This is a genomic window from Allochromatium tepidum (assembly GCF_018409545.1).
Taxonomy (GTDB): domain Bacteria; phylum Pseudomonadota; class Gammaproteobacteria; order Chromatiales; family Chromatiaceae; genus Thermochromatium; species Thermochromatium tepidum_A.
Map to the genome: position 1 here is coordinate 658,248 of NZ_AP024563.1, position 23,188 is coordinate 681,435.

The following is a 23,188-nucleotide window of genomic DNA, read 5'->3' on the forward strand; positions in this document are numbered from 1 at the left end:
ATGAGCGAAATCGTCCTGATCAACGTCACCGGCGAGGATCGTCCCGGCATCACAGCGGCGCTGACCGCCATCCTTGCCCGCTATCGGGTGCCGATCCTGGATATCGGCCAGTCGACCATCCACAACGCCCTGGCGCTGGGGTTGATGGTCGAGCTGCCTCGGACGGGGAGTGATTGCGGGGTGTTCAAGGAACTGCTGTTCAGCGCCCATACGCTGGGGCTGGATATCCGCTTCACGCCCATCGCCGCCGATGACTACGAAGGCTGGGTGCACGAGCAGGGCCGGCCGCGCCATATCCTGACCCTGGTCGGACGTGAGATCGAGGCCGAGCACATCGCGCGCGTGTCGGCGGTGGTCGCCGAACGCGGGTTGAACGTCGACCGCATCGCGCGTCTGACCGGGCGCATCTCGCGGCGCGAACGTCTGCCGGCGGCGCTGGCCTCGGTCGAGCTTTCGGTGCGCGGTGCCGTGCCCGACCTGACCGAGCTGCATGGTGCATTGCTGGCGCTCGGGCGGGTGCTGGACGTCGACATCTCGGTCCAGGAGGACGACATCTTCCGCCGCAACCGGCGGCTGGTGTGCTTCGACATGGATTCGACGCTGATCCAGACCGAGGTCATCGACGAGCTGGCGGCGGCGGCTGGTGTCGGCGCCGAGGTCGCGGCCATCACCGAGGCGGCGATGCGCGGTGAGCTGGACTTCAAGGAGAGCTTCCGGCGTCGCATGGCGTTGCTCAAGGGGTTGGACGAATCCGTGCTGGCCGGGATCGCCGAGCGTCTGCCGATCACCGAGGGCGCCGACCGGCTCATCGCCACGCTCAAGCGGCTTGGCTACAGGGTGGCGATCCTCTCGGGCGGCTTCACCTATTTCGCCGAGCATCTGCAACGGCGTTTCGGCATCGACTATGTCTACGCCAACCGGCTCGAATTCAGGGACGGTAAGCTCACCGGCGAGGTCTCGGGCGAGATCGTCGATGGTGCGCGCAAGGCTGAACTGCTGCGCGAGATCGCCGCGCGCGAGGGCATTCGGCTGGAGCAGGTGATCGCGGTCGGCGACGGCGCCAATGATCTGCCGATGCTGGCCATCGCCGGACTCGGCATCGCTTTCCACGCCAAACCCATCGTTACCGAGCAGGCGCGTCATGCCATCGCGACGGTCGGACTCGATGCCATCCTCTATCTGCTCGGGATGCGCGATCGGGATGTGGAGGCCTTGGCCTGAAAGCGCTCAACCGATGACCACTTCGGTTTGGGGTAGGCGCTGCTGTAGGGCGTGTTGCAGGGCGTGCTTGGCGTCTGTGTCGCCATGGACGAGGATGACCGTCTTGGGCTTGACCCGCATACGGGTGACGAAGTTGATCAGGTCTTTTCGATCGGCGTGGGCGGACTAGCCGCCGAGAGTATGGACGGCGGCGCGGATGTCGAAGCGCGTGCCGTCGAGGTCGACATAGCCGCCGCGCGGTCCATAGCGCCGGATCGCCCAGCCGGGGGTGCCGGCGGCCTGGTAGCCGACGAAGAGGATGTCGTGGCGTGGGTCGCCGAGCATGGCTTTGAGGTAGTCGATGATGCGTCCGCCGGCGCACATGCCGCCTGCGGCGATGACGATGGCCGGGCGGGCGCTGCGGGTCTCAGGTAGTCGACGGTGCGCAGGTGGGTGGGTGGCGGCCTGAGTCGAGCCGGCGTTTGGCTTCGCGGTCCCAGTGGTCGCGCAGGCGGGTGTAGCCGGCGGTGAAGTCGGCGGCCAGGGGGGAGTCGAGGATGATTTCGAGGTCGTCCCAGGTGCGTCCTTGGGTGAGGCGTCGTTGGCGATGTTGGTGGATGATGGCTTCGAGTTCGTAGAGCAGTTCCTGGGTGCGGCCGATGCTGAAGGCGGGGATGAGCAGGGTGCCGCCGTTGTCGAAGGCGTGTTCGACGATGGCGCGCAGACGGTCGCGTCGTGCGCGGCGGTCTTCGTGGAGGCGGTCGCCGTAGGTGCTTTCGAGGACGACGATGTCGGCGGCGTAGGGGGGATTTGGGGGCGGGCAGCAAGGGGGTATGGGGGGCGCCGAGATCGCCGGAGACAGAGGATGCGGGTGGCGGTGCCGCCTTGGTGCAGGTCGCATTCGACGTAGGCGGAGCCGAGGATGTGGCCGGCGGGTTTGAGTCGGAGGCGCAGGCTGGGGTCGCCGGTGGTGAGGCTGTGCCACTGGCCGTAGGGGAGGGGGACGGTGAGTTGACGGACGCGGTCGAGCACGCGGGCGATGAGCTTGGCGTCGCGTGTGACGCCGACTTTGAGGGCATCTTCGATGACGAGTGGGAGCAGGTCGGCGGAGGCTTGACAACTTAATCAGGAAGCCGTTTGCGCCCAGGTGGCGCTCCTGATCTTCGACCGGGTGTGTGAGACACCAACCATCGACCACCCGCCGGACGAAGAGCGTGCGTGACTTTTCACTCCAGATCATGACGCCATCGACGTGATATCGCTCGATGGTGTCTGAGCGCTGAAGACTTGAGGATGTCATGACTCCACCGACCTGACGTCGCTCGACGGCGACTGAGCGGCGCCGTATCTCAGCCTGGAGATCCGGTCGTCAAAGACGCAACCGCCCCTGGTTCTCCAAAAACCACCGATAGGTTTGCCGAATCCCATCGGCCAGCGCGATCCGCGCCGCCCAACCCAGCCCGCGTAGACGCTCGACATCGAGCAATTTCTGCGGCATGCCGTCGGGCTTGCTCGCATCGAAGACGATCTCGCCCTCGAACCCCACCACCTCGGCCACCAGCCGCGCCAGCTCCGCGATGCTGACATCGACCCCGGTCCCGACGTTCAGATGCGAACAGCGCGGATCCGTGTGCGCCCGCCAGACCTCGGGCGCCAGCCCCATCACATGCACACAGGCCGCCGCCATGTCGTCGACATGCAGTAACTCACGTCGCGGCGTACCGCTGCCCCAGACCGTCACCGTCGACGCCCCCGCGACCCGCGCCTCATGGAGCTTACGCATCAGCGCCGGCAGCACATGACTGTCGTTCAGGTCGAAGTTGTCGCCCGGCCCATAGAGGTTGGTCGGCATCACACTGCGAAAATCCGTCCCGTACTGACGGTTGTAGGACTCACACAGCTTGATCCCGGCGATCTTGGCGATGGCATACGGCTCGGTAGATACGGGGACAGGATCCGTTAGACATTGGGATGACTCATGAAACTGTTTTTTGCTCTTCAGTGCCACGATCAGCAGTGATACTAGGATGGACAGATGGATCCTGTCCAAGGCGCCCCTCGATTCCGCCAGGGCGCAACGATCGACACGCAACAGCAGACCATGCACCAGCCAGAGCAGGGCGAGCGATCCGGCCGAAACGGCGAGAGACCGGCCCGGATGCGCCGGATCATGACCATAGCCGTGTCCAGAACCGGGATGCCCAGGATCAGCGCCGGGATCAGTTGGCCATAGACGGTGTCGAAACGCTGCGTGACCAGGATGATGAGTACGGCCGTGCCGAAACCCAGGAACTGACTGCCGGTGTCGCCCATGAAGATCTGGGCCGGATTGCTGTTGAAGCGCAGAAAACCGAAGGTCGCGCCGATCATGGCCAGCGCGATGCCGATTTCCGCCGCGTGATACCGAACAAATCTCCGGTGGCAGACAGCCAGGGGGCACAAAGGCGAGGCGCGAGGCTCCGGATCAGGACGTCTTGGCCATCTCTTGCTCCAGCCGCCGCTTGACCGCCCCCGGTGATCCGGTATGACGTGCCAGCCGGTCATAGGCCACGGGCACCACGAACAGGGTGAAGACCGTCGCCGCCAGCACTCCGGCCAGGATGACGATACCGATGACCGCGCGCGTCTCCGAGCCGGCACCGCTGGAGAGCAGCAGCGGAATGGCCCCGGCCGCCGTGGTCACGCCGGTCATGAGGATGGGCCTCAGCCGGGTCTCGCTCGCCTCGATCAGGGCCGCGCGGAACTCCTGCCCCTGATCGCGCAGTTGATTGGCGAATTCGACGATGAGGATGCCGTTCTTGGCCGCCAGTCCCACCAGCATCACCAGCCCGATCTGGCTGAAGATATTGAGACTCTGACCGGTGATCCATAGCCCGAACAGCGCCCCGGCCATGGCCGGCGGCACCGTGAGCATGATGACCAGCGGATGGATCCAGCTCTCGAACTGCGCGGCCAGCACCAGATAGACCACCATCAGCCCCAGTACGAAGACGAACAGCACGCCCTCGGCGCTGCTTCGGAAGTCACGGCTCTGGCCCTTGTAGTCGATCTGGGCGTATTCGGGCAGATGTGTTCGGACCTTGGCTTCCAGATAGGCGAGCGCATCCCCGAGCGCCAGCCCCTCGGCGAGGCCGGCCTCGATGGTGATGGCGCGGATGCGGTTGAAGCGGTTGAGGCTCGGCGACTCGGCGGTCTCGGTCACGCGCGCCAGACTCGCCAGCGGGATCAGGGCCTCACTGCGGGCCGAGCGGACATAGATGTTCTCCAGACTGGTCGGGGTGCGCTGTTCATGGCGCTCGCCCTCCAGGATGACGTCGTATTCCTCACCCTGATCCAGATAGGTCGTCACCCGGCGCGAACCGAGCATGGTTTCGAGCGTGCGTCCGAGTGTGCCGACCGTCACCCCGAGATCGGCGGCGCGGTCGTAGTCGATCTCGACCCTGAGCTGAGGCTTGGTCTCCTTGTAGTCCCAGTCGAGTCCGACCAGTCCGGGGTTGTCCTTCTCGATCTCGGCGATCAGGATGTCGCGCCAGGCGGCCAGTTCCTCGTAGCTGCCGCCGCCGATGACGAACTGGACCGGCTTGCTGGTGCGCGCGCCGAAGCCCTGACGCATGACCGGGAAGGCGCGCACCCCCGGCAGGTCGGCGAGCTTGGCGCGGATCTCGTCCATGATCACCCAGGCCGAGCGGCGCTTGGCGTGACTGTCGAGCACCACGATCACCATGCCGGTGTTGAAGGTGGCCGTGTTGGAGAAGGCGCGCGGACTGCGCACCAGGAGCCGGATCGCCTCGCCGCTCTCGGTATAGGGCATGAGCCGGCGCTCGATCTCTTCCATGTAGGTCTTCATGTAACTGTGGGACGCGCCCTCGGGTCCGTTGACCAGGATGAAGAAGGCGCCGCGATCCTCGCGCGGGGTGTATTCCTGTGGGATCCGGTCGAAGAGCCAGACGGCGGCTCCGAGCGTGCCGATCAGCGCCAGCAGGATGATCCAGGGTTGACGCAGCAGGAATCCGAGCACGCGCCGATAGCGCCGACGGATCGTCAGGAAGACGCGGTCGATGCCCTCGGCGAGTCCGGGACGCTCGCCCTCGGGCCGATGCGCCGCCGGCAGCACCTTGGAGGCCAGCATCGACGACAGCGAGAGCGCGACGAAGGCGGAGAAGACCACGGCGGCGGCCATGGTCAGGGCGAACTCGGAGAACAGCCGTCCCAGATCCCCTTGCAGGAAGGCGATCGGGACGAAGACCGCGACCAGCACGATGGTGGTCGCGACCACGGCGAAACCGACCTGGCGCGTCCCCCGATAGGCGGCGACCAGCCGCGTCTCGCCGTATTCCTCCATGCGCCTGTGGATGTTCTCCAGCACCACGATGGCATCGTCGACCACCAGCCCGATGGCCAGCACCAGGGCGAGCAGGGTCAGGATGTTGATCGAGAACCCGAGCGCGAGCAGCACCGTGAAGGTCGACACGATCGACACCGGCACCGTGACCGCCGGCACCAGGGTCGCGCGCCAGTTGCCGAGGAACAGGAAGATCACCAGCACCACCAGCACGATGGCGATGGCGAGCGTCTTGTAGACCTCCTTGATCGCCTCCTCGACGAACACCGAGCTGTCGAAGCTCCGGCTCAGGCTCATCCCCTCGGGCAGTGAGGCATCGACACGCTCCATCTCGGCCTTGGCTGCCTGGGCGACGGCGATGGTGTTGGCGGTCGATTGCTTGATGATGCCGATGCCGACCATGGGCTTGCCGTTGCTGCGAAAGAAGGTGCGTTCCTCCTCGGTGCCGCGCTCGACCCGCGCCACGTCGCCCAGACGCACCAGATAGCCGTCCGTGCCGCGCTTGAGCACCAGCCGCGCGAAGTCGTCCGGGGTGTTGAAGGCGCGCTCGACCCGCACGCTGAACTGACGGTCGATCGATTCGACCTCGCCGGCGGGCAGCTCGATGTTCTCGGCCCGCAGCGCCTCCTCGACCTCGGCGACCGTCAGCCCGCGCGCGGCCAGGGCGCTGCGGTCGAGCCAGATGCGCATGGCATAGACCTGCTCGCCGCCGACCCGCACCCGCGCCACGCCGTCGAGCACGGAAAAACGATCGACCAGATAGCGGCGTGCATAGTCCGAGAGTTCGGGCACCGTCATCCGCTCGCTGGAGAGATTGAACCAGACGATGACGTCGTCGTTGCTGTCGACCTTCTGGATCTCGGGGGTGTCGGCCTCGCTCGGGAGCTGATCGAGGATGCCGGAGACGCGGTCGCGGATGTCGTTGGCGGCCCCGTCGACGTCGCGGTCGATGCTGAACTCGATGTTGATGCGCGAGCGCCCGTCTTCGCTGGTCGACTCGACGGTGCGGATGCCCTCGACCCCGGCGATGCGTTCCTCGATGACCTGGGTGATGCGGGTCTCGACCACGGCCGCGGCCGCGCCGCGATAGGTGGTGCTGATGGAGACCACCGGCGGGTCGATGTTCGGAAACTGGCGCAGCGGCAGCCGGTCGAACGAGACCAGTCCGAAGGCGACCAGCAGCAATGACAGGACGCCGGCCAGGACCGGGCGGGTGATGGAGACGTCGGAGAGGATCACGGCATCCGGTTCTGTGTGGTGTCGGTCCGGTTCGCGGTCGAGTCGTCGGGGGCAGAGCCGGGGCCGGCAACGAGCCGGATCGGCTGGCCGGGGCGGATCTTCTCCTGCCCCTCGGTGACGACGCGATCCCCGGGTTCCAGCCCGTCACGGACCTCGACCCAGCCGGGAATCCGTGTGCCGATGCGGATCTGGAGCCGTTCGGTCGTCGGTCCCGACTCGCCCTCCGTCAGCCGCAGGACGAAATGCTCCTGTCCGCGATGCAGGATCGCCGCCTCGGGCACGGTGAGCGCCTCGCGCGGATCGAGCATCAGCACCACGCGCATCAGGAGTCCGGGTTTGAGCGTGAAGTCGGGATTGGGCAGGATGGCGCGCACCCGCACCGAGCGCGTGACCGGATCGACCCGGCTGTCGATGCCGCGCACAACGCCCTTGAAGACGCGCGCGCCGAAGGCCGAACTGGTGGCCTCGATGCCCAGTCCGGGCTGGAGCGAGGCGAGATGGACGCTGGAGACGCTGAAGTCGAGTTTCATCAGACGGTCGTCGTCGAGCGTCGTGATCAGGTCGCCCGGCGTCACCAGCGCGCCCTGGCTGACGTTGCGCAGACCCAGCACGCCATCGAAGGGCGCCTTGATGAAGCGGTCGGCCACGCGCGATTCGATGGCGGCGAGCAGGGCGCGCGCGGTGTCGAGATCGCGCTGGCGCTCGTCGAGCAGGGATTCGGATGCCGAGCGCCGGGCCGCCAGCGAGCGGACGCGGTCGTACTGACGTTCGGCCTCGCGCAGACGCACGCCGGCCTCTTCGAGCAGGGCATGTTCCTCGGCGCTGGTCATCTCGACCAGCGGATCGCCGGCGCGCACCCGCTGATTGTCGTCGAAGTGCACCACCGAGATGGTTTCCGTCACCTTGGAGGTGATGGCGACCGACTCGTTGGCCTGGAGCGTGCCCAGGGCCTCGACCCGTTCGCTGAGCGGCTGGACGCGCGTCTCGGCCACCACCACAGGCGTGGCGGGCGGCGCTCCGCCGGGCTTGGCGGCCCAGACGTTCGACACGGCCGGCCAGACCAGCATGGCTATCAGTATCGGCATCGACAAAACACGCATCAATCGGTACTCGCTCTATGAGGTCTCGCTGAACACTCGTCGCGATCGGCGCCTCTCCTCTTGCGGGAGAGGTGTTGGGAGAGGGGGAGAAGGAACCGCCATGGCCAAGTTGTTTTTGAAGCCCTACTTAGGTGCTCGGCTCCATCGAGAGTTCCTTCCGTCGCCGAAACGCAAACGGCCCCGTCACCGAAATGACGGGGCCGTTCGTTGTCTCAGACTGACGCCTTCGGGTCAATCGCTCGACCCGGCGAGCCGCTTCAACGGGTCTGGGCCGAAGACGCGGCCGGAGCCTGGGCCTGATGCTGGGGCATCATCGGATAGGGACGCTCGGGGAAGGCACGGCTCAGCGGCTCGCCGATATGGCGGGTCGGATGCTGGGCGCGACGCTCCTCGCTCCACTGCTTCATGGCCTCACGGTGCTCCTCGATCCGCTGCTTGGCCTGCTCGCGATAGGCGTCCATCTCCTTGCGACGGGCGTCCAGCGACTCGGGCATGGCCGGGAACTGGCCGAACTCGGGCATCTCGGGGAACTCGGGCGCCTCCGGATACTGACCGAACTCAGGCATGGCCGGCCGCTCCGGGAACGCGGGCCAGGCGGGACGGTTCTGATCGGCCCAGGCCAGTTGCTGCTCGGCGAACCGGCGCTGCGCCTCGAACGCCTCGCGCATGGCCTTGTCGTGCTGCTCCATCATCGCCTGCTGCTGCTCGATAAATGCCTTGTGCTGGTCGGCCGTCGGAGCGACGGGTTGATAGGGCGCGGCATACCAGGCGAAGGCCGTGGTCGTGGCGGCGGCGAGCGCGATGGCGGAAGCGGCTTGGATCAGTTTCATGTGACACACCTTTGGGAAAGACGTTGTTGTTCAGCGTTGTTCAGAACCGAATCCGGATCTGCATTCTGTTGTTTTCAGCAGCAAACGTGATTTAGTATATAAGAAAGTTTTAAAATAGCAATATGAACGAACACGCGGCCTGCCCGCCGGCGACCTCGGCACGCGCGCCGGATAACGCTTCAGGATGCGCTGGATGTTCAGGGGTGTATAGGGCTTGGCCACGAAACCGTCCACGGAATACTCACGAGCCATCTGGACATTCACCAGACTGCTGTTGGCGCTGACCAGACAGGCGAAGACACCCGGCGACCAGCCACGGATCCGTTTCAGGGCCGAGAGCCCGTCGAGCTTGGGCATGTCGATATCGAGCAAGACCAGGTTGGGCGCGGCATCGATGAAGCTCTTGAGTGCTCGCCGACCGTCCTCGACGGCGATGACGCGCGCCACGCCCGCGCTGACCAGGATCTGACTGAGCATGGTGCGCGCCATGTGCATGTCGTCGCGATGTCGTTGGGCTCGACCCGAATCAACTCGATGTCTCTTGGCATGACGCTTCCAAACTGTTCCAGGGCCTGTTTGCACTGGTCCTCGGTTCCGTAGTTCTTGAGAAATTCCGGCAAACTCAAGCCTTTCTGAAACTGAATCGTGTTCTGAGGCATCTGTGGTCTCCGGTGGGCGGCATCTACTTGGAGTGTAGGCCAGAAGAGACGACTCGGCTGAGATTCGTAACTAATCAGGTAACGGATTGACCCCGGAGCACGCGGATCTGCTCATGAACGCCGCGCCCATGCACGACATCGGCAAGATCGGCATCCCGGACCGGGTGCTGTTGAAACCGGGCAAATTGGACTCCGACGAATGGCACATCATGCGCAGTCACACCAAGATCGGCGCCCAGATGCTCTCGGGTCATCCCTCGCCGCTGTTACAGATGGCCAGGACCGTGTCGCTGTCGCGCACGCAGCAGGTCCGGGAACTCGACCTCGATCTGGTGCTGGGTGCGCTGGAACAGCGGGTTGCGCCTGTAGTCGGCGAGCATCTGGATCGAGTGGCGCAGCGCCTTGCTGGGGATGGTGCCCCAATGGGTGCAGCCGCCGCCGACGGCCTGGTGCGCCTCGACGACCGCCACGCGCCGGCCGGTCTTGGCCGGCTTCATGGCGGCGCCCTCGCCGCCGGGTCCGGTGCCGATCACGATGGTGTCGAATTCACGCTGGGTCATGCGTTCGTGTGTCCGGTCGAATCAGGGGGCGAGCCACGCGGGCGGCAGGGCGTCTCAGGCTCCATGCGGTCCGCGTGGCGAGTGATGACGCGCGATCAGAGGAAATCCGGCAGATGCTTGCGGATCGCCTCGGGTGTCTGGTCGGCGGCCTTTTCGGCGGCGAAGAGGCGTGCGCGGCTGTTGTCCGCGACCAGGATCCAGGTGGGCATGAGTCATCTTCCTCGTGCGTTGGGCCCGACCGTGCAAGGGTCGGGACGTGGCTCGAACGGGGTGGCTCGGATCGAGCCCGGCTCGACTCGGGCGCGAACCGGTCGACCGAACGTTTCCCCGCCCCTGAGTGTAACAGGGGATTCGGGCCCTGTGGACGCCCCTCCAGGACGCGACGGGTGCAGACGGTCTAGTAGCCTTGGCGCTCCAGACGGGCGATGCAGTCGAGATAGCCCGCTTCGTCGAAGGGCAGGCGATGGTGCTGGACGCGCCAGAGCGACTCGGCCAGACACTCCATGATCGCGTGCTCGACCTGATGCGGATCGCCGAGCCGGGCGAGCAGACGCTGATAGCGGTCACGGATGCCGCGCGGCTGATCGAGGCTGATCTGTTCGAGGATGGCCAGATGCAGCCCCAGATGCAGGAAGGGGTTGGTCCGACCCGGCTCGGGCGGAAAGTCCTGGTCGAGCGCGCGCTCGCCGCCCTCCAGGAACGGCCGATATTCCGGATGACGGCGCATGAGCTCGACGAGCTGGGATTCGAGCGGCTCAAGCGGCTCCTGGGCATTGGCCTTGCGCCAGGCTTCGAGAAAGATCCGGCGGTGTGTCTGTCGGTCGGTGCTGAACATGGTCTCGGGCGCCGGATGGGCTCAGTTGGATGGGGTCTTGTCGGGATAGTCGCACAGATCGGCGATGAGGCACTCAGGACAGCGCGGTTTGCGCGCGGTGCAGACATAGCGTCCGTGCAGGATCAGCCAGTGATGGGCATCTTGCAGGAACTCGTCCGGCACCCGATCCAGAAGCCCCTGCTCGACCGCCGCCGGCGTCTTGCCCGGCGCCAGTCCGGTGCGATTGGCGACCCGGAAGATATGGGTGTCGACCGCCATGGTCGGCTCGCCGAAGGCGGTATTGAGGATGACGTTGGCGGTCTTGCGGCCGACGCCGGGCAGTGCCTCCAGGGCCGCCCGATCGCGCGGAACCGCGCCGTCGTGACGCTCGATCAGGAGCGCGCAGGTCTGGAGGATGTGGCGCGCCTTGGTGTTGAACAGACCGATGGTTCGGATGTGGGACTTGAGTCCGTCCTCGCCGAGCGCCAGGATCGCCTCGGGCGTGTCGGCGCACGCGAAGAGTCCGGCCGTGGCCTGGTTGACGCTCCTGTCGGTGGCCTGGGCCGAGAGCATCACGGCGATCAGCAGCTCGAAGGGCGTGCGATAGACCAGCTCGGTTCTGGGATCCGGATTGGCGTCGCGCAGACGGGCGAAGATTCGATGGCGTTTTTCGGCATTCATGGGTTGCATTGTATGCGGGACTGTCGTTTGATGCGTCATCATCGGCTCGACTCATGCTGTCGACTGCCATCTCCCACGCGCCCTGAGGGCCGGGTTTCTCGTGCAACACTGATGAAGCAAACACTTATTGCCCGCTGTTCGTTCGCGCTGCTCGTACTTCTGGTTCCGCTGTCCGTTTTCGCCGAGATCGAGGCGGCGACCGAAGCCGGCGCTGAATCGGCGGCTTCGCGCGTGGTCGAACCCGTGCGTCCGGCCTTGCCGACACCGCCGAACCGGCCGCGCCCGAGCCGCGCCGAGGTCCGGGCCATGATCCCGGAGGTGGCGCGCCGCCACGGCGTCGAGGAGGCGCTGGTGCGCGCCGTGGTGGCCGCCGAGTCGAACTATGACGCCCATGCCGTCTCGCATGCCGGCGCCGTGGGCCTGATGCAGCTCATGCCGCCGACCGCCGCCGACTATGGCGTCACCTCACTGGAGGCGCTGTTCGATCCCCGGATCAATCTCGATACCGGCACCCGCCATCTCAAGCGTCTGCTGCACAAGTACAATGACGACTACGGGCGCGTCATCATGGCCTACAACGCGGGCGAGGGCGTGGTCGATCGCACCAACAGCCAGGTCACCTATCTGGAGACGCTCAACTATACCGAGGCCGTCATCCGTCACTATCGACGCCATGGCGGGACGGCGCCCACTCAGGCCGCGCTCGCCCAGGTGCAGACGTTGCGCGGCGTGCGCAATACGGGACAGGCCCGGCGTCTGTTGAAAAAATATCTCGACCCATCACTCTTGTCGCTCAAGGTCAAGCCGACACTGGACGTGCGCTATCTCAATCCGGCCCTCCACGACGTCGGTCCCGAGAGCAAGCCCATGTTTGAACTGGATACGACCGTCATTCGTTGAAGCTGCTGGAATCAGGGTATGAACCAAACGCTCCAAAAACTGCGCCAGATCGCTCAGGGCAACACCCTGAGCGCCGAGGGTGATTTGATCCAGAGGCGCGAACTCCATGCCTCCTGCTCGGAGCTGGCCGCGCCCTTGGTTCAGGCCTTCCGGGACGTCCAGGGCGAGTTCGTGCGCATCTCCGTGCTCAGTCGCATCTGGCCCGACGACTATGATCGTCGCGACGACCGGGTAGCCGGACTGCTGATCGCCTGGATCGGCCCGGAGTCGGCCCCGCATGGGCTGCGGCTGGCCGTGCCCAATGGGTCGCTCAGCTTCGAGGTCAAGCTCAAGCGCGACGGCTCGGCGGTCTTCACCTGCGTGCGCGACACGCTCGGACAGCGTCCCGCGATCATGGACTTCGCCAACCGCGACGACTGGCTGGAGTTCTTCTACAAATCCATCGCCGATCTGGTGGAACTTTGACGAACAGGAGCAACCGCATGACTCGACTGAACGCCAGGACACTGGTTCTCTCCGGCGTAGCCGCCGCTCTCATCAGCGGCTGTGCGGCCGATGGCTCGGGCCTGACCGAGACCGGGCGCGGTGCCGCCATCGGCACCACGGCGGGCGCGGCGACCGGCGCCCTCATCGGCTCGCTGAGCGGCGACGCGGGCAAGGGGGCGCTGATCGGCGCCGTCGGCGGTGCGCTGCTGGGGACCATGGTCGGCTCCTACATGGAGGAACAGCAGCGCGACTTCGAGCGCCAGCTCGCCCCTGAGATCGCCGGCGGCATCATTCGCGTGCAGAGGCTTCCGGATCATCAGCTCCTCGTCGGCATGACCGGCGCGACGGCCTTCGAGGTCGATTCCGATCGCATCCAGCCGAGTTTCTACAGCACGCTCGACAAGATCGCGACCATCGTGCGCAAGTACGGCAAGACCCAGCTCGCCGTTTCGGGTCATACCGACAGCACGGGATCGGCGGCCCACAATCAGATGCTCTCCGAGCGGCGCGCCGCCTCGGTCGGGTATTATCTGGAGCGCAGCGGCGTGCTGCCGCAGCGCATCTATTCGGCCGGCTACGGCATGAACCAGCCCATCGCCAGCAACGCGACCGAGGAGGGGCGGCGACTCAACCGGCGGGTCGATATCGTCATCATACCGATCACCCAGGGGTGACGGACACGAAAAACGCGGCCTGAGCCGCGTTTTTCATGGGTGCGTCCGGCGTTCAGTAGGATCGCTCGTCGTCGGCCGTGCTCCGGCACTGGTCGGACTCATACCAGAGCGTATTGATGATGCCGAAGGCCAGCGCCAGCAGGACGCCGAGTATCCAGGAGAAGTACCACATGGCTCGTTCCTCGATGCAGTCGAAGGGGCCTCAATAGGCGAGATGATCCTGGGCCTTGATTTCTTCCACCGTCACCCGCCGCCACATCTTGGCATAGGTCCAGGTGGTGTAGGCCAGGATCAGCGGCACGAAGATCACCGCCGCCCAGAACATCACCGTCAGCGTCAGATGGCTCGACACCGCGTCCCAGGCGATCAGACTACTGTTGGGATTGGTGCTCGACGGCATGATGAAGGGGAACATGGCCGCGCCGGCCGTGACGATGATCCCGGTCAGGCCCAGACTGCCGGCGACCAGACCCCAGCCGGGCCGGTCCGACATCGAGGCCAGCACCGCCAGTCCCATTCCGGCGAAGCCCAGCAGCGGGAACAGCAGCGTCCAGGGATAGGCCCCATAGTTGGCCAGCCAGCCGAGTCCATCGCGCACCACCTCCTTGGTCAGCGGATTGGGCGTGGCATCCAGCGCCGGCATCGAGACCACCTTGTAGCCGTCCACCCCGATCGTCAGCCAGACCCCGGCCAGGGCGAAGGCGACGATGGTCGCCAGACCCGCCTTCTTGGCCACCACCTTGGCCCGACCCGCGATCGGCTCGGCGGTGCGCAGTTGCAGCCAGATGGCCCCGTGCATGACCAGCATCCCGAGACTGATCAGTCCGGCCAGCAGGGCGAACGGATTGAGCAGACCGAAGAAGCTGCCGCTGTAGTAGGGCCTTAGCAGCTCGTCGAGATGGAAGGGCACGCCCTGGAGCAGATTGCCGAAGGCGATGCCGAACACCAGCGCCGGCACCGCGCCGCCGACGAACAGCCCCCAGTCCCAGGCATTGCGCCAGCGCGGATCGGCGATCTTGCTCCGGTAGTCGAAGCCGACCGGTCGGAAGAAGAGCGCAAAGAGCGCCAGGAGCATCGCGAAGTAGAAGCCCGAGAAGGCCGTGGCATAGACCAGCGGCCAGGCGGCGAAGATGGCGCCGCCCGCCGTGATCAGCCACACCTGATTGCCGTCCCAGTGCGGACCGACGGTGTTGATGATGACGCGCCGCTCCTCGTCGTTCTGACCGAGGAAGGGCAGCAGGGCGCCCACGCCCATGTCCAGCCCGTCGGTGACGGCGAAGCCGATGAAGAGCACGCCCACCAGCGCCCACCAGACGAACTTCAGCGTTTCATAGTCGAGAATCATGATCGGGTCTCCGGGCTAGTCGAGCGGTTTCTGCGGAGCCGTGGCCGGAGCCATGCCGCCCGCGTGACCGGCGTCGCACTCGTGATGATAGCGTCCGGTGTGCAGCGAACTCGGACCCAGACGCGCGAACTTGAACATCAGAAACATCTCGATGATGAACAGCAGCGTGTAGAAGAGGATGAAGCCCGACAGGCTTATCAGGATGTCGTTGGCCGTCAGGCTGGAGACGGCGATCGAGGTCGGCAGCACCTCGCCGATGGCCCAGGGTTGGCGTCCGAACTCGGCGACGAACCAGCCGGTCTCGGCGGCGATCCAGGGCACCGGGATGCTGTAGAGGAAGAGACGCAGCAGCCGGCGTTTCTCCTCGATGACGCGCTTGGCGTTGAAGTAGAAACCCAGCACCAGGAGCAGCAGCATCCAGACCCCGGCCCCGACCATGATTCTGAACGTCCAGAACAGCGGCGCGACCTGGGGAATGGAGTCCTTGACCGCCAGTTGGATCTGCTCCTCGGTGGCCTCGGCCGGATTCTCGGTATAGCGCTTGAGCAGCAGACCATAGCCGAGATCCTTCTTGTGGTCCTCGAAGACGGCGCGGTTCTCGGGCGTGTCCTCGCCGCCGCGCAGACGCTCCAGATACTGATAGGCGATCATGCCGCTGCGGATGCGCACCTCGTGCTCGCGCATCAGATCCTTCAGACCCTTGACCTCGGTGTCGAGCGAGCGGGTGGCGATGAGTCCCAACAGCCAGGGCACCTTGACGGCGTCATGGGTCGTCTCGTCCTCGTTGTTCGGGCGTCCGTAGATCGTGAAGGCGGCGGGCGCCGGCTCGGTGTGCCATTCGGCCTCGATCGCCGCGAGCTTGACCTTCTGCACGTCGCCGACCTCGTAGCCGGACTCGTCGCCGAGCAGGATGACCGAGAGGATGGAGGCCAGACCGAAGCCGACCGCCACCGAGAACGAGCGCTTGGCGAAGGCCAGGTCGCGTCCCTTGAGCATGTACCAGGCGCTGATGCCGAGCACGAACATGGAGGCCGTCACATAGCCGGCGGCGACCGTGTGCACGAACTTGACCTGAGCGACCGGATTGAGCAGCAGCTCGCTGAAGCCGGTCATCTCCATGCGCATGGTCTCGTAGCTGAACTCCGAGCCGACCGGATTCTGCATCCAGCCGTTGGCGACCAGGATCCAGAGCGCCGAGAGGTTGGAGCCGAGCGCGGTCAGGAAGGTGACGGTCAGGTGCTGGCGCTTGGAGAGCCGCTCCCAGCCGAGGAAGAACAGGCCGATGAAGGTCGACTCCAGGAAGAAGGCCATCAGGCCCTCGATGGCCAGGGGCGCGCCGAAGACATCACCGACATAGTGGCTGTAATAGGCCCAGTTGGTGCCGAACTGGAACTCCATCGTGAGTCCGGTGGTGACGCCCAGGGCGAAGTTGATGCCGAACAGCTTGCCCCAGAACTTGGTCATGTCCCGGTAGATCTCGCGGCCGGTCATGACATAGACGCTCTCCATGATCACGAGGATCCAGGAGAGTCCGAGCGTCAGTGGAACGAAGAGGAAGTGATACATCGCCGTGATGGCGAATTGCCATCGCGAGAGTTCGACCATGGTACTGTCGAGCATGAGCGAGTCTCCTGAGATCCGGGACCGGGTGTCGCGGATGGTTGGTACATCGACGCTGGGCTCGCCCGGATCGGAGATCCGCGGGCGAGCCGCGCCCGCGGCAGGAGACTATACCGGATCGGCCTTCTCGGGAATGACCTGAGTCAGCTTTGTTCGTCGAAAATGCTTATATGGAGGCAAAGCAGGCGCGGAGGCGTATCTATTTCCGGGTCGCGATCTGAAGTCGAACCTAGGCTCCGCCGGTCTGTCCATGCCCGTGTCCATGCCCATGCCCATGCCCATGCCCATGATCGTCGTCGTGCGGGGCCGGCGCCGGAAGCGGGCGGCCGGCGGCGAGATCGGCCGCCGCGCTCATGGGATCCGTGGCGCTGGTGGCATGGACCGCGATACCGTAGCGGGCCATCCGGGTGCGGAAACCTTGGCCGGCGCTCTGGGTCAGGATGGCATCGAGTCCGCGTGTGAACAGCGGATGATCGTCGCCGTGATGATCGTGCAGCGAGAGTCCGGCGGGCAGATCCAGGCGCTCGATCTCGACCGGCTCGCCCCGGGCGTCGGCCTCCAGGATGAGGAAGCGCCGGGTCTTGCCGGCGTGTCCGGTGATGGTGCGGAAATTCTGACTGGTGACGGCGATGCGCATGGCGTGCTCCGAAATCGCTGTGAGTTAGGGGGATATTCGTCGCGTTCAGGCCGCTTCGCGCCGGTTCTTGCACAGACCCATGGCCCAGTCCTCCATGACGGCGTTGGCCACCGGCATGGGTGTTTCCATGAAGGTGACCAGGAAACCCCGGTCGGTCTCGGCGATGCCGATCGAGCGCGGACGACAGGCGAGCAGCTCGGGCTTGGGTAGCGAGATGCCGAAGCAGAACACCAGGTTCCTGGCCGCGCGGATGCCCTCGCCGATGTGCCCCTCGGGCAGCGAGCGGGTATGGGCATAGTGGTCGAACTCGGCGATGAAGACCGCGCTGCGATGTGACTCGATGCAGGCACGGAAATAACCGCAGATGGCCTCGACCGAATCGAAGGGCGTCTCCTCGCGCGCAATCTCCAGTGTGTAGATGGGATATTCGGCGAATGAGAGTGAGGGCTTCATGAGATCCTGGCCGTAGGCGACGGAATAGGTCGCCAGATTAGGAGCCTTGACACGCTCGGAGCATTGAAATCGGTCAAGCCGGAGCGATCGGCCGTCCAGGGATGCTTCAATCCTCCGCCAGCCGTCGCAGATTGGGGATGTCGAGCAGGAAGAGATTGGGCGCGGTTTCGACCAGGAGACTCTGACGCTTGAACTCGGCGATGGTGCGGCTGGCCGTCTCGGTGGTGACGCCGAGCATGGCGCCCATGTCCTCGCGGCTGAACAGCGGACACTCGCTGGTCTCGCGGTCGCGCACCAGACGCAGCAGCAGCCGCGCCACGCGCTGACGCGCCGAGCCGGTCGAGAGTTCGGTCAGCCAGGCATCGGCCTCGGTCAGGGCGCGCTGCCAGCGGGCCATGAGTTCGTGGTGCAGGGTCGGATTGACACGCCCGAGTTCGCGTACCAGACGTGCCGGGAAACGGCAGACCTCGGTGATGTGCAGGGCGATGGCGTCGTGCTGATAGCGATCGTCGAGCAGCGATTCCAGACCCAGCACATCGGTGGAGCGGACGACGCGCACGATGCGCTGGCTGCCGTCGGGCAGATACTGAACCAGCTTCAGCATCCCGGAGCGGACGGTGAACAGGTACTCGCCCGTGTCGCCCGCGAGATAGAGATGCGCGCCCGGTTTGAGCGTGAATTGGTCGATCGGCTCATGGATGTGTGCGAAGTCCGCTTCCTGCAGGCCGGAGAAGAGCACCGAGGTCCGTAGCGCGCAATCGAGACAATTGGCCTCGCCGGACCAGGCCTCACGAAGAGAGACTGTTTTCGTCATCGGTAGCGATGGACTCCTAATCGGACCGCGTCCACGGGAGCGCGGCTCACTGCCTGGGGTCTGTCTCCATTCACGCCGGACTCATCGCGAATCGACGCGGCTGGAGCGATCGAAGTTACAATCTTACTCGAAGTCGGTGATCCAGGCGGGCTTGGCGTGTCATTGACAAAGCGCAATCGAGTGTCTGCGGTACCCTTTGCTCGAGATACGCGGTCGCCCGATGGGCGCCGGCGCGTGCTCCGACAACATTCATCCTCCGTGATTCCCTGGAAAGCGCATGACCCTGCTCAGTCTCGATTCGATCGGTCTCTCCTACGGCCTGCCGCCCCTGCTCGACGAGGTCTCCTTCGCCGTCGAGCGCGGCGAGCGGATCTGTCTGATCGGGCGCAACGGGGCGGGCAAGTCCACACTGCTGCGGATCGTCGCCGGCGAGGTGCAGCCCGACAGCGGGCGGGTGCACGCCGGTCAGGGTCTGCGGATCGGGCGTCTGGCGCAGGAGGTGCCGGGGCATGTCGATGCCAGCGTCTTCGAGGTGGTCGCCGCCGGACTCGGCGAGCCGGGGGCGCTGGTGCACGAATATTTCACCCGCTCGCACGCGCTGGGAGCCGACGCGAGCGAGCAGGATCTGGCGCGGCTGGCCGAACTCCAGCATCAATTGGAGGATCAGGGCGGCTGGGAGATCGAGCAACGCACCGAGCGTGTCATCTCGCGGCTCGGACTCGATGGCGAGGCGCAACTCAAGTCGCTCTCGGGCGGAATGCAGCGGCGGGTGATGCTGGCGCGCGCCCTGGTGGTCGAGCCGGATCTGCTGCTGCTCGACGAGCCGACCAACCATCTCGACATCGACGGCATCGCCTGGCTGGAAGAGTTCCTGGTCGGCTTCCAGGGTGCGCTGCTGTTCATCACCCACGACCGGCGCTTCTTGCAGCGGGTCGCCACGCGCATCCTGGAACTCGATCGCGGTCGGCTGACCGACTGGCCGGGCGATTACGCCAACTATCTGCGCCGGCGCGAGGAACGGCTCCATGCCGAGGCACAGGCCAACGCGCACTTCGACCGCAAGCTCGCGGAGGAAGAGGTCTGGATCCGGCAGGGTATCAAGGCACGGCGGACTCGCAACGAAGGTCGGGTGCGCGCGCTCGAATCCATGCGCGAGGAGCGTCGTGAGCGGCGCGAGCTCCAGGGTTCGGCGCGCATCCGGCTGAGCGAGTCGGATCGCTCGGGCAAGCTGGTGGTCGAGGCCGAGGGCGTGACGCATCGCTGGGGCGACAAGACCGTCATCCGCGATTTCTCGACCCTGATCCTGCGCGGCGACAAGATCGGCATCATCGGACCCAATGGCGCGGGCAAGAGCACGTTGCTCAAGCTCTTGCTCGGCGAGCTGGAACCGCAACAGGGCCGCATCCGGCGCGGCTCCAATCTCCAGATCGCCTATTTCGACCAGATGCGCGCGCAGCTCGACCCCGAGAAGAGCGTGCGCGACAACGTCGCCGGCGGCAGCGATCAGGTCGAGGTCGAGGGGATCGGTCGCCATGTGCTGTCCTATCTCAAGGACTTCCTGTTCACCCCGGAGCGCGCCCGTCAGCCGGTCAAGGCGCTCTCGGGCGGCGAGCGCAACCGCCTGCTGCTGGCCAAGCTCTTCACCCGTCCGGCCAATCTGCTGGTGCTCGACGAGCCGACCAATGATCTCGACACCGAGACGCTGGAACTCCTGGAAGAACTGCTGCTGAACTACTCGGGAACGCTGCTGCTGGTCAGCCATGATCGCGCGTTGCTCGACAATGTCGTCACCGGCACGCTGGTGTTCGAGGGCGACGGGGTCGTGCGCGACTATGTCGGCGGCTATGAGGACTGGCTCAGGCAGCGTCCGCGTCCGGCCGAGCCGGCCCCGGCGGCCAAGTCGAGCACGCCCGCGACCCGGGCGGCCGAATCCAAGTCCAAACCCAAGCGCACCAGCGACAAGCTCAGCTTCAAGGAAACGCGCGAGCTGGCCGAGCTGCCGGGGCGTATCGAGTCGCTGGAGCAGGAACAGAGCGATCTGCACGCACGTCTGGCCGATCCGGCGCTCTATCAGGGCGACGGTGCCGAGGTCGTGACCGTCAAGGCACGTCTGGAGGCCGTCGACGCCGAGCTGGAAGCGGCCTATGCGCGTTGGGAGACACTGGCCGCGCGCGAGTGAGGCACCTGATCGAAGAACATCCACATCCATCCATTTCGGAGTAGATCCATTGAAATTCACGGTCGAGGAATTCCGCGCCTGGAAGCGTAAATGCGTGACCCTGCTCGGCATGTCCGGGGTCGGCAAGACCCATCTCTCGGGGCTGCTGCGCCGTCACGACTGGTTCCATTATTCGGGCGACTACCGCATCGGCACCCGTTATTTGGACGAGCCGATCCTGGATCTGATCAAGTCGCGTGCCATGCGCGATCCCTTTCTGCGCGATCTGCTGCGCCGCGACTGGATCACCATCCGCAACGTCATCAAGATCAATGACCTCGGCCCGGTGCTGAGCTTCATCGGCAAGCTCGGCAATCCGGAGCAGGGCGGGCTGCCGCTCGACGAGTTCAGCCGTCGTCAGGCGCTCTATCGCGAGGCCGAGATCGCGGCCATGTTCGACCTGCCCGAGTTCGTGCGCAAGGCCCAGGAGGTCTACGGTTACGCCCATCTGGTCAACGATGTCGGCGGCAGTCTGTGCGAGCTCGAAGAGCCGCGCGTCATCGACATGCTCGCCCGGCACAGCCTGATCCTCTACATCCGCGTGCCCGAGGCCGATGAGATCAAGCTCATCGAACGCGCCCAGGCCGATCCCAAGCCGCTCTACTATCGACCCGAGTTCCTGCAAACGGCGGTGAAGGACTATCTGGAACTGCGCCGGCTCGACTATGTGGCCCAGATCGAGCCGGACGATTTCACGCGCTGGGTCTTCCCGCGTCTGTTCCACTCGCGTGTGCCGCGCTATGAGGCCATCGCCCAGCCGCACGGTTATACCGTCTCCTCGGAAGACGTGGCCCAGGTGCGCGACGAGGCCGATTTCCTCGCCCTGGTCGAGTCGGCCATCGCGCGGAGTGCTTTAAAACGGACGGGCTCGACGGAATCGTTGCTGGACCTACAGGAACGGGCGCCGCACGATCCTGTCGAACCGAGCGCCATGACCGTCACTGACTGAACGCCGCTGTTATGCCCATCGTCGCCCACAATGACCTGCCCACCTTCGCCCGGTTGCGCGAGGAAGGGCAGCAGATCCTCGACCCGGATTTCGCGCTCCATCAGGACATCCGCGAACTGCACATCGGTCTGCTCAACATGATGCCGGATGCGGCCCTGGCGGCGACCGAGCGCCAGTTCTTCCGCCTGATCGGCGAGAGCAACCAGATCGCGCAGTTCTATGTGCATCCCTTCACGCTGAAAGAGCTGGAGCGCGGCCCCGAGGCGCGCGCCCATGTCGAGCGCTATTACCAGCCGTTCGACCGGATCCGCGCCGACGGCCTGGATGCACTCATCATCACCGGCGCCAACGTCACCGGGCCGGATCTGGCGCTGGAGCCGTTCTGGGAGCCGCTGATCGAGGTGGTCGACTGGGCCTACGACAACGTCTGCTCGACGCTCTGCTCCTGTCTGGCGACCCATGCGGTGATGCAGTTCCGTTATGGCGAGCGGCGGCGCCGTCTGCCGGCCAAGCGCTGGGGGGTGTTTCCGCATCGGGTGCTGGCGCGCACCCATCCGCTGGTGGCCGACGTCAATACCTGCTTCGACGTGCCGCATTCGCGTTTCAACGACATCAGTCACGGGCAGTTCGTCGGAGCCGGTCTGCATGTGCTGGTGGAGAGCGAGGAGGCGGGGGTGCATCTGGCGGTCAGTCCGGACGGCTTCCGGCAGGTCTTGTTCCAGGGGCATCCCGAGTACGACACCATTTCACTGCTCAAGGAATACAAGCGTGAGGTCGGGCGCTTCGCCGCCGGCACGCGGTCCGACTATCCGCCGTTTCCGGACAACTACTTCGGCTTACAGGCACGAGCTATCCTCGATGAGCACCGCGAGCGCGTCATCCGGGCGCTCGATCGGGGTCAGCCCGTCCCGGATCTGCCCGAACGGCTCATCACCGCCAGTCTCAACAACACCTGGCACGACACCGCCGAGGGTGTCATCGGCAACTGGATGGGGCTCATCTATAAGATCACGCATCATGACCGCCGCCAGACCTTCATGGCGGGCATCGATCCGAACGATCCGCTCGGGCTGGGATGGTCTTGAGCTGAACGCGGTCATGTGTGTGATTCCTGCCACAGATGGCGAGTGTCCATTCATGACGCGCAAATGTTCGAATATCAGCCATACATCACGTTTTTTGCACAAAATCCGGACGGGCGGCGGTTGTTGTTTGTTGCATCCATGTACTAGAATGAAGTCATGGATTGCTGTATGCAGCCGAAATGAGACAGGCGCTGTTGCGTGCATGACTCAATTTCAGCTCGACGAATCCCGGTGTGTGGTTTCCTCCTGTATATCAGCAGTCATCTTCATACATTTATTTTCGCGACGAAGGCCAGGACATGTTCGAATCCAATCAGAATACGATCCGCTACAAGTGGGATCCCGAGACCTCCACCGGCTATCAGCTACGCTTCGACGCCGAGGGCGCGGCCAAGGGCGGTCACTATTGCTTCCATGTCGAGGACTGGAACTGCCGCACCGTCACCAACGAGTGGCCGTGCCAGGATCTGACCGAGGCGCTGGAAGTCCTCAACCACTTCTTCACCGTCGACGTCCAGCAGGAGCGCGAGCGTCTGAGCGCCTGGCTGCCCGCCGAGTACCGCGCCGCCGCCTGATCCCATC

At 65.1% G+C, this 23,188-nt stretch carries 24 protein-coding genes and 4 pseudogenes; 9 read left to right on the top strand and 19 right to left on the bottom strand.

The genetic code is table 11. From position 1 onward, the window contains the following. A complete protein-coding gene (gene serB / locus Atep_RS03090; RefSeq protein ID WP_213380228.1) occupies positions 1 to 1,221 on the top strand; it encodes a phosphoserine phosphatase SerB in 1,221 nt (406 codons plus the stop codon). A gap of 6 nt (positions 1,222 to 1,227) precedes the next feature. Here serB and Atep_RS16405 read toward each other — a convergent pair whose 3' ends face one another. The 9 genes and pseudogenes from Atep_RS16405 to Atep_RS16420 all read right to left on the bottom strand — a co-directional run. Then, the gene (locus Atep_RS16405; RefSeq protein WP_236786414.1) at positions 1,228 to 1,341 is read right to left on the bottom strand and encodes an MBL fold metallo-hydrolase RNA specificity domain-containing protein; all 114 of its coding nucleotides are present in this window, start codon (positions 1,339 to 1,341) and stop codon (positions 1,228 to 1,230) included. Between the two features lie 45 nt (positions 1,342 to 1,386). Continuing rightward, positions 1,387 to 2,500 (bottom strand): annotated as a pseudogene (locus Atep_RS17220) (hypothetical protein). A gap of 69 nt (positions 2,501 to 2,569) precedes the next feature. After that, entirely contained in the window at positions 2,570 to 3,217 is a 648-nt protein-coding gene (locus Atep_RS03100; protein WP_419467472.1) for an NAD-dependent epimerase/dehydratase family protein, read from the bottom strand. Positions 3,218 to 3,222: 5 nt separating this feature from the next. After that, a complete protein-coding gene (locus Atep_RS03105; RefSeq protein WP_272876306.1) occupies positions 3,223 to 3,744 on the bottom strand; it encodes an MraY family glycosyltransferase in 522 nt (173 codons plus the stop codon). Further along, on the bottom strand, positions 3,665 to 6,781 hold the full coding sequence (locus tag Atep_RS03110; protein WP_213380230.1) for an efflux RND transporter permease subunit: 3,117 nt from the start codon (positions 6,779 to 6,781) through the stop codon (positions 3,665 to 3,667). The genes Atep_RS03105 and Atep_RS03110 overlap by 80 nt, the downstream gene beginning before the upstream one ends. Beyond that, a complete protein-coding gene (locus tag Atep_RS03115; RefSeq protein WP_236786418.1) occupies positions 6,778 to 7,866 on the bottom strand; it encodes an efflux RND transporter periplasmic adaptor subunit in 1,089 nt (362 codons plus the stop codon). The genes Atep_RS03110 and Atep_RS03115 overlap by 4 nt, the downstream gene beginning before the upstream one ends. 272 nt (positions 7,867 to 8,138) lie before the next feature. Further along, positions 8,139 to 8,711: a hypothetical protein gene (locus Atep_RS03120; protein WP_213380232.1), complete on the bottom strand. Its 573-nt coding sequence runs from the start codon at positions 8,709 to 8,711 to the stop codon at positions 8,139 to 8,141. A 30-nt stretch (positions 8,712 to 8,741) separates the two neighbouring features. Beyond that, complete coding sequence (locus Atep_RS03125; RefSeq protein ID WP_213380233.1) at positions 8,742 to 9,206, bottom strand: response regulator; 465 nt, start codon at positions 9,204 to 9,206, stop codon at positions 8,742 to 8,744. A 65-nt stretch (positions 9,207 to 9,271) separates the two neighbouring features. Then, positions 9,272 to 9,370, bottom strand: a pseudogene (locus tag Atep_RS16420) (IS1595 family transposase); the annotation flags it as partial. A 128-nt stretch (positions 9,371 to 9,498) separates the two neighbouring features. Between Atep_RS16420 and Atep_RS17060 the strand changes: the two are divergent. Next, a pseudogene (locus Atep_RS17060) lies at positions 9,499 to 9,579 on the top strand (phosphohydrolase); the annotation flags it as partial. An 87-nt stretch (positions 9,580 to 9,666) separates the two neighbouring features. Here Atep_RS17060 and Atep_RS03135 read toward each other — a convergent pair. The 4 genes and pseudogenes from Atep_RS03135 to nth all read right to left on the bottom strand — a co-directional run. Further along, positions 9,667 to 9,930 (bottom strand): annotated as a pseudogene (locus tag Atep_RS03135) (FAD-dependent oxidoreductase); the annotation flags it as partial. A gap of 95 nt (positions 9,931 to 10,025) precedes the next feature. After that, on the bottom strand, positions 10,026 to 10,139 hold the full coding sequence (locus Atep_RS16430) for a host attachment protein (RefSeq protein ID WP_236786420.1): 114 nt from the start codon (positions 10,137 to 10,139) through the stop codon (positions 10,026 to 10,028). Between the two features lie 188 nt (positions 10,140 to 10,327). After that, on the bottom strand, positions 10,328 to 10,765 hold the full coding sequence (locus Atep_RS03145; RefSeq protein ID WP_213380234.1) for a DUF1841 family protein: 438 nt from the start codon (positions 10,763 to 10,765) through the stop codon (positions 10,328 to 10,330). 21 nt (positions 10,766 to 10,786) lie between these two features. Then, the gene (nth, locus tag Atep_RS03150; RefSeq protein ID WP_213380235.1) at positions 10,787 to 11,425 is read right to left on the bottom strand and encodes an endonuclease III; all 639 of its coding nucleotides are present in this window, start codon (positions 11,423 to 11,425) and stop codon (positions 10,787 to 10,789) included. Positions 11,426 to 11,536: 111 nt separating this feature from the next. Between nth and Atep_RS03155 the strand changes: the two genes are divergently transcribed. Genes Atep_RS03155 through Atep_RS03165 form a run of 3 tightly spaced genes read left to right on the top strand, consistent with a single transcriptional unit; the run spans position 11,537 to position 13,485 of the window. Then, on the top strand, positions 11,537 to 12,325 hold the full coding sequence (locus tag Atep_RS03155) for a lytic transglycosylase domain-containing protein (RefSeq protein ID WP_213380236.1): 789 nt from the start codon (positions 11,537 to 11,539) through the stop codon (positions 12,323 to 12,325). A gap of 18 nt (positions 12,326 to 12,343) precedes the next feature. Next, positions 12,344 to 12,790: a hypothetical protein gene (locus Atep_RS03160; RefSeq protein ID WP_213380237.1), complete on the top strand. Its 447-nt coding sequence runs from the start codon at positions 12,344 to 12,346 to the stop codon at positions 12,788 to 12,790. A 17-nt stretch (positions 12,791 to 12,807) separates the two neighbouring features. Beyond that, positions 12,808 to 13,485 (top strand): YiaD family glycine zipper/OmpA-like lipoprotein, encoded by a 678-nt coding sequence (locus tag Atep_RS03165; RefSeq protein ID WP_213380238.1) that lies wholly within the window; start codon positions 12,808 to 12,810, stop codon positions 13,483 to 13,485. Between the two features lie 52 nt (positions 13,486 to 13,537). On the opposite strand, the gene cydX is transcribed toward Atep_RS03165, so the two are convergent. The 6 genes from cydX to Atep_RS03195 form a co-directional block, all read right to left on the bottom strand. After that, positions 13,538 to 13,657: a cytochrome bd-I oxidase subunit CydX gene (gene cydX, locus Atep_RS03170; RefSeq protein WP_213380239.1), complete on the bottom strand. Its 120-nt coding sequence runs from the start codon at positions 13,655 to 13,657 to the stop codon at positions 13,538 to 13,540. Between the two features lie 30 nt (positions 13,658 to 13,687). Next, a complete protein-coding gene (gene cydB, locus Atep_RS03175; RefSeq protein ID WP_336511374.1) occupies positions 13,688 to 14,830 on the bottom strand; it encodes a cytochrome d ubiquinol oxidase subunit II in 1,143 nt (380 codons plus the stop codon). Positions 14,831 to 14,845: 15 nt separating this feature from the next. Then, positions 14,846 to 16,450, bottom strand: a complete 1,605-nt coding sequence (locus Atep_RS03180; RefSeq protein WP_213380240.1) for a cytochrome ubiquinol oxidase subunit I — start codon at positions 16,448 to 16,450, stop codon at positions 14,846 to 14,848. A 229-nt stretch (positions 16,451 to 16,679) separates the two neighbouring features. Next, positions 16,680 to 17,087 carry a NifB/NifX family molybdenum-iron cluster-binding protein gene (locus Atep_RS03185; protein ID WP_213380241.1) on the bottom strand — a complete coding sequence of 136 codons (408 nt, stop codon included), beginning with the start codon at positions 17,085 to 17,087 and terminating at the stop codon, positions 16,680 to 16,682. 45 nt (positions 17,088 to 17,132) lie between these two features. After that, positions 17,133 to 17,540 (bottom strand): DUF6858 family protein, encoded by a 408-nt coding sequence (locus tag Atep_RS03190; protein ID WP_213380242.1) that lies wholly within the window; start codon positions 17,538 to 17,540, stop codon positions 17,133 to 17,135. Positions 17,541 to 17,646: 106 nt separating this feature from the next. Then, positions 17,647 to 18,354, bottom strand: coding sequence for a Crp/Fnr family transcriptional regulator (locus Atep_RS03195; RefSeq protein WP_213380243.1), 708 nt, complete (start codon positions 18,352 to 18,354; stop codon positions 17,647 to 17,649). 277 nt (positions 18,355 to 18,631) lie between these two features. Between Atep_RS03195 and abc-f the strand changes: the two genes are divergently transcribed. The 4 genes from abc-f to Atep_RS03215 all read left to right on the top strand — a co-directional run bounded on the left by abc-f (position 18,632) and on the right by Atep_RS03215 (position 23,181). After that, a complete protein-coding gene (abc-f, locus tag Atep_RS03200) occupies positions 18,632 to 20,533 on the top strand; it encodes a ribosomal protection-like ABC-F family protein (protein ID WP_213380244.1) in 1,902 nt (633 codons plus the stop codon). A 49-nt stretch (positions 20,534 to 20,582) separates the two neighbouring features. Further along, entirely contained in the window at positions 20,583 to 21,521 is a 939-nt protein-coding gene (locus Atep_RS03205; RefSeq protein ID WP_236786422.1) for a DUF1073 domain-containing protein, read from the top strand. An 11-nt stretch (positions 21,522 to 21,532) separates the two neighbouring features. Then, positions 21,533 to 22,606, top strand: a complete 1,074-nt coding sequence (metA, locus tag Atep_RS03210; protein ID WP_213380245.1) for a homoserine O-succinyltransferase MetA — start codon at positions 21,533 to 21,535, stop codon at positions 22,604 to 22,606. A gap of 299 nt (positions 22,607 to 22,905) precedes the next feature. Beyond that, entirely contained in the window at positions 22,906 to 23,181 is a 276-nt protein-coding gene (locus Atep_RS03215; RefSeq protein WP_176976407.1) for a hypothetical protein, read from the top strand. The last annotated feature ends 7 nt before the right edge of the window (positions 23,182 to 23,188 follow it).